This window comes from Methylobacterium sp. P5_C11, from assembly GCF_054049775.1.
On the sequence record NZ_JBFULS010000098.1, the window covers coordinates 1 to 8,985 of the forward strand.

Below are 8,985 nucleotides of genomic sequence, written 5' to 3' on the forward strand. Positions count from 1 at the left end.
CACGATCAAGGCGAACTTCCCGACCCGGATCAGCTTCCAGGTGACGAGCAAGATCGACTCGCGCACGATCCTGGGCGAGATGGGCGCCGAGCAGCTGCTCGGCCAGGGCGACATGCTGTTCATGGCCGGCGGCGGCCGCACGACCCGGGTGCACGGGCCGTTCTGCTCGGACAGCGAGGTCGAGACCGTCGTCGCCCACCTCAAGCGCCAGGGCCGACCCAGCTACCTCGACGCCGTCACCGCCGACGATTCGCCCGAGGAGCCCACCAAGGAGGGCGGCCGGTCCGGCCGGGGCAAGGCCGCCGCGGCCGACAAGGCCGAGCGGTCCGAAGAGTCCGAGGAGGAGGCCCCCGTCTTCGACATCGGTGCCTTCGCGGCGGCGACCGGCGGCGAGTCCGATGACCTCTACAAGCAGGCGATCGAGGTGGTGCTGCGCGACCAGAAGGCCTCGACCAGCTACATCCAGCGCCGCCTGCAGATCGGCTACAACCGCGCCGCCTCGATCATGGAGCGGATGGAGATCGAGGGCATCGTCGGCCCGGCCAACCATGCCGGCAAGCGCGAGATCCTGGTCGCCGGCGCAGCCCACATGTCGAGCGGCATGGGGAGCGCGATGTACGACGACGAGTGAGCGACCGCGATCCGGGCCGCGTTCCAGGGCGGCCCGGACGTCGCATCTTCGCCACAGGGCGGGGTTTTAACGGGCCGCCGCGAAACCCGTCCCGTCCTTGCTTCGCTCCGCGCGCGGGGACGAGGTGGGCGCGCGTTCCGCAGCGGCCCGCCGACCTTCATGTTCCGACCCCGCTTGCCGCCGGAGCCCGCCCAGCGGTTCCTCAGGAGACTCTGCCGATGATCGGCCGCCGCATCCGCACAGCCGGCTCCTTGATCGCCGCCGGGCTGTGGCTCGCGACCGCCAACCCAGCGGAGGCGCAGGTGGGGGCGTTCATCGACAGCCTGTTCGGCCACAAGGAGGAACCCGCCCCGCAGCCGCAGGCTGCCCCGGCGGCGCCCGCGCCGGCCAAGAAGCCCGCGCCCAAGGCCAAGGAGGCGAGCAAGGAGGCGAAGCCCGGCAGCGCCAAGCCCGGCAAGGCCGGCGACAAGGCTGAGCACAAGGCGCCCGAGCCCAAGGTCGCTGCGGTGGGCGCGCCGACGGCGATCGTCACCGGCGAGTCGGCGGATCCCGCCACGCTGCTCGCGCAGGCCAACGCCTACTTCAACGGCATCACCACCCTGACGGGCAACTTCATGCAGATCGGCGCCGACGGGCGCCGGATCGGCGGCAAGCTGACATTGGCCAAGCCCGGCCGCCTGCGCTTCGACTACGACCAGCCCTCGCCCCTCGAGGTGGTGGCCGACGGCACCTCGGTGGCGGTGCGCGACCGCAAGCTCAACACCCAGGACCTCTATTTCATCACCCAGACGCCGCTGAAATTCCTGCTGCGCGAGAAGATCGACCTCGCCCGCGACCTGACAGTCACCGACGTGGCCAACGATCCGGGCGGCGTGCGCATCAACCTGGAGGACCGGGCGACCCTCGGCGGCACCTCGAAGATCCAGCTGTTCTTCGATGCCGAGATGAAGACCCTGTCCCAGTGGCGGATCACCGATCCGCAGGGCTACGTCACCACGGTGACGCTCTCGAACCTGCAGAAGGGCAAGAGCGTCGACGGCAACCTGTTCTTCATCAATTACGGGCGCGCCGAGGACAAGGCGATGCAGCAGCAGATTCAGCAATCGCAGCCGTGACGGGATCTACCCGCCGGTGGCGCCGAGCCCGGCCGCCCCGCCGGTCCGCCACCGGTTCAACTCCCGATCGATCGCCCCTTCGGTGCCGCGCAGGAACTCCGCGGCCGGCAGGCCCGGGGCGAGGGCGGCGAGATAGCTCACCACAACGGTGCCGGACCGGGTCGCCGCGCCGCCGGGCCAGAACAGACCGGAATTGAGCGCCACCGGCACCACCGGCAGGCCGAGCCGCCCATAGAGCAGCTCGACCCCGCGCTTGAACCGGAGGGGATCGCCGATCGCGCCGCGGGTGCCCTCGGGGAAGATCAGGACCGACCGGCCCGCCGCCACCGCCTCGCGGCCCGCGTCGATCATGGTGCGCAGGGCCTGGGTGCCGTTGGCGCGGTCGATCACGATCATCGGCGAGCGCCGCAGGAACCAGCCCACCACCGGGATCGCCAGCAGCTCCCGTTTGGCGACGATCGCCACGTCCGGCACCAGGACCAGGAAGGCGAGGGTCTCCCAGGCGGATTGGTGATTGGCGACGATCAGGCACGGCTCGGCCGGGATGTGCTCGCGCCCCTCCTCGACGTAGCGCAGGCGGACGATGCGCCTGAGCCCGGCCAGGATGCCCCGCGCCCATAGGCGTGTCGCCTTCCGGATCGGCCGTTCCGGCGCACCGGCCAGGGCGAAGATCACCAGGGGAACGAGGAACAGCGCGGTCCAGGCAGCCCAGTAGACGGCAAACAGGAGTGAGCGGGCAGGTGCCATGGCGGGCCTCGACGAGGGGCCCGAGCAGGGCAAGACGCCGGCATAGCGGCTGTCGCACGCAGGCGCACGGCATTTCGCCGCCGGTCGACCGGCCGGACTGTCGCATCGCGGGAAATCGGCTATCGCAGGCCGACCCCGCGTGGACACCGCCTTGCGAATCCGAGACCCGATCCGTGCAACTCACCGTCACCACCTGGAACATCAACTCGGTGCGGCTGCGCATCAACCTGGTGCTGCGCTTCCTGGCGGAGCACAAGCCGGACGTGCTCTGTCTCCAGGAGACCAAGTGCCCGGACGACGCCTTCCCGCTGAAGGCCCTGCGCGGCTCGGGCTACGAGCACGTGATGTTCGCCGGGCAGAAGGGCTACAACGGCGTCGCGATCCTCTCGCGCTTCCCCCTGCACACCCGAAGCGTGATGCCGTTCTGCGACCGGCCGGATGCCCGCCACATCTCGGCGGTGCTCGGACCGGAGGCCGGAGCGGCCGCCGGTATCGTGCTGCACGATTTCTATGTCCCAGCCGGCGGCGACGTACCGGACCGCGACCTCAATCCGAAATTCGCCCACAAGCTCGACTTCCTGGCCGAGCTGCGTGCCTGGGGCGGGAAGCGCGTCTCCGGTCCGGCCATTCTGGTGGGGGACCTCAACGTCGCGCCCCTGGAGCACGACGTCTGGTCGCACAAGCAGCTCCTCGACGTGGTGAGCCACACCCGCGTCGAGACAGAAGCGCTGGAGATCCTGCGCGGTGAGGCGGGCTGGATCGATACGGCGCGCCACCTCACCCCGGAGCCGGAGAAGATCTATACGTGGTGGAGCTACCGCTCTCCCGACTGGTCGGCTGCCAACAAGGGCCGACGCCTGGACCACGCCTGGGTCTCACCGGACTTGGCCGGCACGGTCCGCAAGGTCGATGTGCTGCGCGACGCCCGGGCCTGGGAGCGCCCGTCCGACCATGCGCCCGTGACCCTGACGCTGGCGCTGTGATCCGGCGCGCCGGGCGGAACTGCAGTGCGGCCCGAGCATTGCCCGCTCACGAAACCGTGACGCGAGCCTGCCCATGCGCAAGATCCTGATCGCCTTCCTTCTTCCGAAAGTCGTCTCCTTCCTGCGTCGCCGCTACGGCGGCCCGCATTCCGGGCGCACCCGCGCGTTCTGAGCCGGTACATCACCCTGGCCCGGCCTGTGACGGCCGGGCGCAGGCGGCAGCCTCGTCCGCGGCCCTAGATCGGGCGGATCGCCTTCGACGCGGAGCCCAGCCGATGACCGACGACCCACGCGAGGCCGGACCGCGGCCGCCCCTTCCCGGCGACCAGCAGCAGCCCCGCCCGGGCCTGACCACGCGGATGACGCCGCGTCCCGACCACGGCGAGGACAGCTATGTCGGCAAGGGCCTGCTCACCGGCCAGGCGGCGCTGATCACCGGCGGCGATTCCGGCATCGGCCGGGCCGTGGCCATCGCGTATGCCCGCGAGGGCGCCGACGTGGCGATTTCCTATCTCGACGTCGAGCAGGAGGATGCCGAGGACACGAAGACCTGGGTCGAGAAGGCCGGCCGCCGCTGCCTGTTGCTCCCCGGCGACATCCGCGACGAGGCCCGGTGCCGGGAGCTGGTCGCCCGCACGGTGGCGGCCTTCGGGCGCCTCGATATCCTGGTGAACAACGCCGCCGCGCAGGTGGTCAATGACGGCCTCGACGACCTGAAGGCGCCCGACATCGAGGGCTCGTTCCGCGCCAACGTTTTCGCCATGTACTACCTCACCCAGGCGGCGGTGCCGCACATGAAGCCGGGCGGGGCGATCGTGAACAGCACGAGCGTGCAGGCCAAGGTCGCCGATCCGAGCATGCTGATCTACGCCGCCACCAAGGGGGCCATCGCTAGCCTGACCATCGGACTGTCGAACCTTCTGGCCCCGCAGGGGATCCGGGTGAACTGCGTCGCTCCGGGGCCGGTCTGGACGCCGATCCAGCCGATCGTGAAGAGCCCGGAACAGATCGCGCAGCTCGGCGCGCAGACGCCGTTGGGCCGTGCCGGCCAGCCCGCCGAACTGGCCCCGGCCTATGTTCTCCTCGCCTCCCGCGAGGGCAGCTACATGTCGGGCGCCCTGGTGCCGGTGACCGGCGGCATGCCGATGCTCTGAGCGCCGCGGCGGCCCGGCCCTCCCGCGCACCTCCATCTATCTTTGCCTGCCTGCCGTTCGACCTCGGCACGCGACGCGGCGTGCGGTCGCGCGCGCTCCAGAACGCGGCTGTGCATCCCGTAGCGTTGGAGGCCTGTCGTATGCGCCTCGCCGATCGCGTCTGGGTCTCCGTCGTCGCCTGTCGTAGCAATCAGACCTTAACCCCAGGCCGGGATGGAACGGCGTGGTGACGATGCGGGCGTCCGGCCCCGCCGACGCCCACGACGACGGAGACGACCATGAGCGACGCCCAGACTCCGACCGCCCAGACCCGGACCGCCCTGGTGACGGGCGCCGCCCGCGGCATCGGGCTCGCCACGGCGACCCGCTTCCTCGCCGAGGGATGGACCGTCGCCCTCCTCGACATTGACGGTCCGGGCGTGGAGGCGGCGGCGGCCCGGCTCGACCGGCCGGAAGCAGTCCTGGCGGTGACCGCCGACGTCTCCGATCCCGAAGCGGTGGCGGCGGCCATGCGGCAGGTCTCCGAACGATTCAGACGCCTCGACGCCCTGGTCAACAATGCCGGTATCGCGATCTTCAAGCCGCTGATGGAGACCACCTTCGCGGACTGGTCGCGGGTGCTCGCGGTCAACCTGTCCGGGCCGTTCCTGTGCACGCAGGCCGCCGTCCCGCTCCTGTCCGAGCGCGGCGGTGCCGTCGTGAACATCACCTCGATCTCGGGGCTGCGCGCCTCGACGCTGCGGACGGCCTACGGCACCAGCAAGGCGGCGCTGGCGCAGCTCACCAAGCAGCAGGCCGTGGAACTCGCGCAGCACGGGATCCGCGTCAACGCCGTCGCCCCCGGCCCGGTGGACACAGCCATGGCGAAGGCGGTCCACAGTCCCGAGATCCGGGCCGATTACCACGACGCCGTCCCCCTGGGACGCTACGGCCTCGAGTCGGAGCTCGCGGAGGCGATCGTCTTCCTCTGTTCCGATCGCGCCTCGTTCGTGACCGGCCAGCAGCTGGCCGTCGACGGTGGCTTCGAGGCGACCGGCATCGGCCTGAAGACGCTGCGCGGCGTGCGCAACGTCTGAGCGGCGAGGCGCACGCGCCGACCCGGCGGCGCGTCGTGGGATGATTCGTTAACCCTGCCGCCGTAGCCCCGAGACTTGGGGAACAGGCGCGGGTGCCATGCCGAGACTCGGCTCCATGATCGTCGACGGTCTCGCGTTCGTCCTGGTCGGGATCGCCCTCACGGCGGTCGTGGTCGGGTACGCGCGCAACCTGCCGGATCCGATCGCATCGCGTGCCCAGAGCGCCGAGGGCGCGCCCACGTGGGGCGACCCGGTCACCACCGGCTCGATCGCGCGGGCAAGGCCGGGCACGGTGACCCATTGGGCCGAGGTGCGGCCCTGGCTCCTGACGAGCGACGCGGACCGGCTCCGGCACGCCGCCTGGATAGACCCGCCGCGCCGCTGAGGCCTCCGCGGTCCGCGCGACCGCCGATGCAGGACGGCGCAGCCGAAGCCCCGCCGCGCTCCGGACATTCGAGACTGCAACCGATCATTAACCATGGTTGCCGAAGCTTCCACCGCACGATGAAGCGGCGAGGCATCCATGGCGCGAGACGGAAACCGACCCCACCCCAGCGCCCTGGCGCGGTACCCGGTCCCGATCGAGCTGATCTCCGCGCTGTTCCGCGCCGACGATGCGGAGCGGGAACGCCTGCTCGCGCCGATGCCAGTTTATGGCCGGGCGCGGATCGCCGCCTATTGCCTGGAGCATGCGCGGCTCGCGGCGCTCGGCCTTCAGGTGGCGCGGACCTGCGACGAGGCCACGCTCGTCAAGGCCGCGGGTGCGGAGGTGGGCTCAGAGCTGTTCGCGCGCGCCCGGGCCGGCACCTCGGCGCCGGTCGAGCGTCAGGCGGCCTGATCGTTTCCCGGCCCGGTCACCCGTCCGGCCGATGCCGTCGGGCTGATGAATGCGCGGGCCGGATCCGGTTCACCGCGCCGGGCGCATCCTCCTGACATCGGTCCGGCGAGCCCGGACCGCAGGTTGAGGAGATCGTGTGATGATGCGCTCCAAGATTCTCGGCATGGTCGCAGTGGTCACCGCAGGCCTCGCGTTCGCCCCGGCGGCGAACGCAGCGCCGTTCGGCTATGGACCGCCCGAGGGCGGGGCTTGGATCGAGCGTGTGGCCGGCGGCTGCGGCCCGGGCTTCCATCCCAATCCCTGGGGCCATTGCCGGGCCAACGATCGCGGCTGGGGCTGGGGCGGTCCCCGCGGCCCCTATGGCGGGCGGCCGGGCTACGGCTACGGAGGCTATGAGCGGGGCTACGGCGGCTACGACGGCCCGCGCCGTTTTCATGGCGGCTGGTAACCCGCGCGGCGGCCCTGGATCCATGTCCCTAACGGCCGCTCCGCCGCTTTGCGCGAGCCCGACGCCCCGGATCAATCCGGCCAGCCGTCGGGGCGGCGCATGTCGGATCCGCAGCCGCCGGGGGCCAGGTCAATGCCCGGGCGCCGACTTGTCCCGCCTGAACGCAAAGCTGCATATTCACGACAGGATACAGCCGTATTAATCTCTTCCGGGACGCCGCATAGTGTCCCGGAGAATCTTCGTCATGTCTCGCTATGTTTTCGCATCCCTGATGATCGTCGGCATGGCAGCCCTCGCTTCGCCGGCCGCGGCGCTGTCCACGAAGGAGTGCTCGACGAAGTACCAGGCCGCCAAGCAGGCCGGGACGCTCAACGGGCAGAAGTGGAACGACTTCCGCAAGGCTGAGTGCGGCGCGGCCGCCGACACCACCACCACCACGGCGCCTAATCCGGTCGCCCCCTCCGCGCCGACGCCCGCGCAGCCCGCGCCGGCACCGACGGCTTCACGGACCGCGCCGATGGCGGCTGCGGGTTCGGCGGCCTATCCCCGGGCCATCGATCCGAAATACGCCAAGGAATCGGCCGGCAAGGCCCGGATGCACACCTGCCTCGACAGCTACAACGCGGCCAAGGCCGCCGGCACGCTCGGCGGCAAGAAGTGGATCGAGAAGGGCGGCGGCTACTATTCGGCCTGCAACAAGCAGCTCAAGAGCTAAGCGCCTTCCAGGACGGCCGCCTGCGCGACGGTGTGGTCGGCGATCGCGCCGGCCGTCGTGAGCCAGATGTCGGCACGGTGATCGGCGATGTGCTGGAGCGCCCGACGCAGCGGCCTCAGGCGGTGCGGGCGCCCCACGATGTAGGGATGGAGCGCGATGCCCATGACGAGGGGGGCAGCCCGCGCCTGCTCCCGCATCTCGTCGAAGGCGTCCACGAGGGCGTCGGCGAACTGGCGGCCGGTCTCCTTGCGGGCGACGATGGCGGGGATGTCGTTGAGTTCCTGCGGATAGGGCACCGCCAGGATCCGGCCGCCGCCCCGGGTCTTGAACCAAGTCGGCTGGTCGTCGTGGTCCCAGTCCAGCAGGTAGCGGTAGCCGGCCTCGGCCAGGAGATCGGGCGTGACCCGCGACTGCGAGATCCAGGGACCGAGCCAGCCGGCCGGCGCGCGACCTTCCTGCGCGGCGATCACGGCCGTCGTCTCGGCGATCAGTGACCGCTCCGCGGCCTCGTCGAGGACGCCCTGCCGTTCGGCGTTGGTCCGGCCGTGGGCGACGATCTCGTCGCCCCGGGCGCGGAACGTCTCGATCAGCCCGGGACAGTCCCGGTAGAGGTTGCTGTTGACCAGCACGCTCGCGGGCATGGCCAGCCCGTCCAGCATCCCGGCGATCCGCCAGGCACCGACCCGGTTGCCCCAGTCGCGCCACGCGTAGTTGAGCACGTCGGGCTGCGGGCCGCCCGGCGCGAGCTCGGCGCCGAGTCCTTCACCGAACGCGAAGGTCTCGAGGTTCAGCCCGATATAGACGGCGAGCCGCTTGCCCTCCGGCCAGTCGAAGACCGGCCGGGCCGGGAGGGCGCTGTAGGCATAGCGGCCGTGGCCGGAATCCGTGTCCATGAGGTGTCCCTGTAAGGCTGCGCGAGCCGGGCGGCGTCCCGTCCCGGATCCGCCGGCGCGTTCACGCGCGCTCAGGTAGCGGCGGGTGGGCGCACGGCGAGCGCCCTGTCCGATCGGCGAAGTTGGCGCGCCGTGGCATCCGGGTGGTCGATGCGCGCGCTGGTTGCGTCCGGGTGCGGCGCCAGCCCACGACAAGGCGGCCACGGAAAAGGGCCGGAGCTGTGGCTCCGGCCCGTCGCGGTCCGAGTGGACTGGGATGCCGGGCGTGGGGCCGGCGCCTAGAACGGGATGTCGTCGTCGAGGTCGTAGCCGCCGCGGCTGCCACCGCCACCGCCACCGGCGGCCGGGGCCGGCCGCCGCTCGCCGCCCTGGGCGCGGCCACCGC

11 protein-coding genes are annotated in these 8,985 nt (G+C 71.2%); 9 read left to right on the plus strand and 2 right to left on the minus strand.

Going from position 1 to position 8,985, the window contains the following annotated elements; translation table 11 throughout:
* Together ACXJKQ_RS27125 and ACXJKQ_RS27130 are read left to right on the plus strand one after the other, a co-directional pair.
* Positions 1–631, plus strand: a 631-nt coding sequence (locus tag ACXJKQ_RS27125) for a DNA translocase FtsK (protein WP_457108777.1), incomplete at its 5' end; no start/stop codon positions are given.
* 218 nt (positions 632–849) lie between these two features.
* Positions 850–1,746: a LolA family protein gene (locus ACXJKQ_RS27130; RefSeq protein WP_457108778.1), complete on the plus strand. Its 897-nt coding sequence runs from the start codon at positions 850–852 to the stop codon at positions 1,744–1,746.
* A gap of 6 nt (positions 1,747–1,752) precedes the next feature.
* On the opposite strand, the gene ACXJKQ_RS27135 is transcribed toward ACXJKQ_RS27130, so the two are convergent.
* Complete coding sequence (locus tag ACXJKQ_RS27135; protein ID WP_457108779.1) at positions 1,753–2,493, minus strand: lysophospholipid acyltransferase family protein; 741 nt, start codon at positions 2,491–2,493, stop codon at positions 1,753–1,755.
* A 173-nt stretch (positions 2,494–2,666) separates the two neighbouring features.
* Here ACXJKQ_RS27135 and xth point away from each other — a divergent pair, with 173 nt between their 5' ends.
* The 7 genes from xth (at position 2,667) to ACXJKQ_RS27170 (ending at position 7,707) form a co-directional block, all read left to right on the plus strand.
* The gene (xth, locus tag ACXJKQ_RS27140) at positions 2,667–3,476 is read left to right on the plus strand and encodes an exodeoxyribonuclease III (RefSeq protein ID WP_457108780.1); all 810 of its coding nucleotides are present in this window, start codon (positions 2,667–2,669) and stop codon (positions 3,474–3,476) included.
* A gap of 275 nt (positions 3,477–3,751) precedes the next feature.
* Positions 3,752–4,630, plus strand: coding sequence for an SDR family oxidoreductase (locus ACXJKQ_RS27145; protein ID WP_457108781.1), 879 nt, complete (start codon positions 3,752–3,754; stop codon positions 4,628–4,630).
* Between the two features lie 278 nt (positions 4,631–4,908).
* Positions 4,909–5,706, plus strand: coding sequence for an SDR family NAD(P)-dependent oxidoreductase (locus tag ACXJKQ_RS27150; protein WP_457108782.1), 798 nt, complete (start codon positions 4,909–4,911; stop codon positions 5,704–5,706).
* A gap of 115 nt (positions 5,707–5,821) precedes the next feature.
* Positions 5,822–6,091 carry a hypothetical protein gene (locus tag ACXJKQ_RS27155; RefSeq protein ID WP_457108783.1) on the plus strand — a complete coding sequence of 90 codons (270 nt, stop codon included), beginning with the start codon at positions 5,822–5,824 and terminating at the stop codon, positions 6,089–6,091.
* Positions 6,092–6,229: 138 nt separating this feature from the next.
* Entirely contained in the window at positions 6,230–6,544 is a 315-nt protein-coding gene (locus tag ACXJKQ_RS27160; RefSeq protein WP_457108784.1) for a hypothetical protein, read from the plus strand.
* A gap of 139 nt (positions 6,545–6,683) precedes the next feature.
* Positions 6,684–6,992 carry a GCG_CRPN prefix-to-repeats domain-containing protein gene (locus ACXJKQ_RS27165; protein WP_457108785.1) on the plus strand — a complete coding sequence of 103 codons (309 nt, stop codon included), beginning with the start codon at positions 6,684–6,686 and terminating at the stop codon, positions 6,990–6,992.
* 244 nt (positions 6,993–7,236) lie between these two features.
* On the plus strand, positions 7,237–7,707 hold the full coding sequence (locus ACXJKQ_RS27170) for a hypothetical protein (protein WP_457108786.1): 471 nt from the start codon (positions 7,237–7,239) through the stop codon (positions 7,705–7,707).
* On the opposite strand, the gene ACXJKQ_RS27175 is transcribed toward ACXJKQ_RS27170, so the two are convergent.
* Positions 7,704–8,600 (minus strand): polysaccharide deacetylase family protein, encoded by an 897-nt coding sequence (locus ACXJKQ_RS27175; RefSeq protein ID WP_457108787.1) that lies wholly within the window; start codon positions 8,598–8,600, stop codon positions 7,704–7,706. The two genes, ACXJKQ_RS27170 and ACXJKQ_RS27175, sit on opposite strands and share 4 nt — an antisense overlap.
* Positions 8,601–8,985 lie beyond the last annotated feature (385 nt).

Excerpts from the sequence above, each read along its gene's own strand:
- ACXJKQ_RS27160 (WP_457108784.1), top strand. The coding sequence starts at position 6,230 with ATGGCGCGAGACGGAAACCGACCCCACCCCAGCGCCCTGGCGCGGTAC.
- ACXJKQ_RS27175 (WP_457108787.1), bottom strand. The coding sequence starts at position 8,600 with ATGGACACGGATTCCGGCCACGGCCGCTATGCCTACAGCGCCCTCCCG.
- ACXJKQ_RS27155 (WP_457108783.1), top strand. The coding sequence starts at position 5,822 with ATGATCGTCGACGGTCTCGCGTTCGTCCTGGTCGGGATCGCCCTCACG.
- ACXJKQ_RS27135 (WP_457108779.1), bottom strand. The coding sequence starts at position 2,493 with ATGGCACCTGCCCGCTCACTCCTGTTTGCCGTCTACTGGGCTGCCTGG.
- ACXJKQ_RS27165 (WP_457108785.1), top strand. The coding sequence starts at position 6,684 with ATGATGCGCTCCAAGATTCTCGGCATGGTCGCAGTGGTCACCGCAGGC.
- ACXJKQ_RS27150 (WP_457108782.1), top strand. The coding sequence starts at position 4,909 with ATGAGCGACGCCCAGACTCCGACCGCCCAGACCCGGACCGCCCTGGTG.
- ACXJKQ_RS27170 (WP_457108786.1), top strand. The coding sequence starts at position 7,237 with ATGTCTCGCTATGTTTTCGCATCCCTGATGATCGTCGGCATGGCAGCC.
- ACXJKQ_RS27145 (WP_457108781.1), top strand. The coding sequence starts at position 3,752 with ATGACCGACGACCCACGCGAGGCCGGACCGCGGCCGCCCCTTCCCGGC.
- ACXJKQ_RS27130 (WP_457108778.1), top strand. The coding sequence starts at position 850 with ATGATCGGCCGCCGCATCCGCACAGCCGGCTCCTTGATCGCCGCCGGG.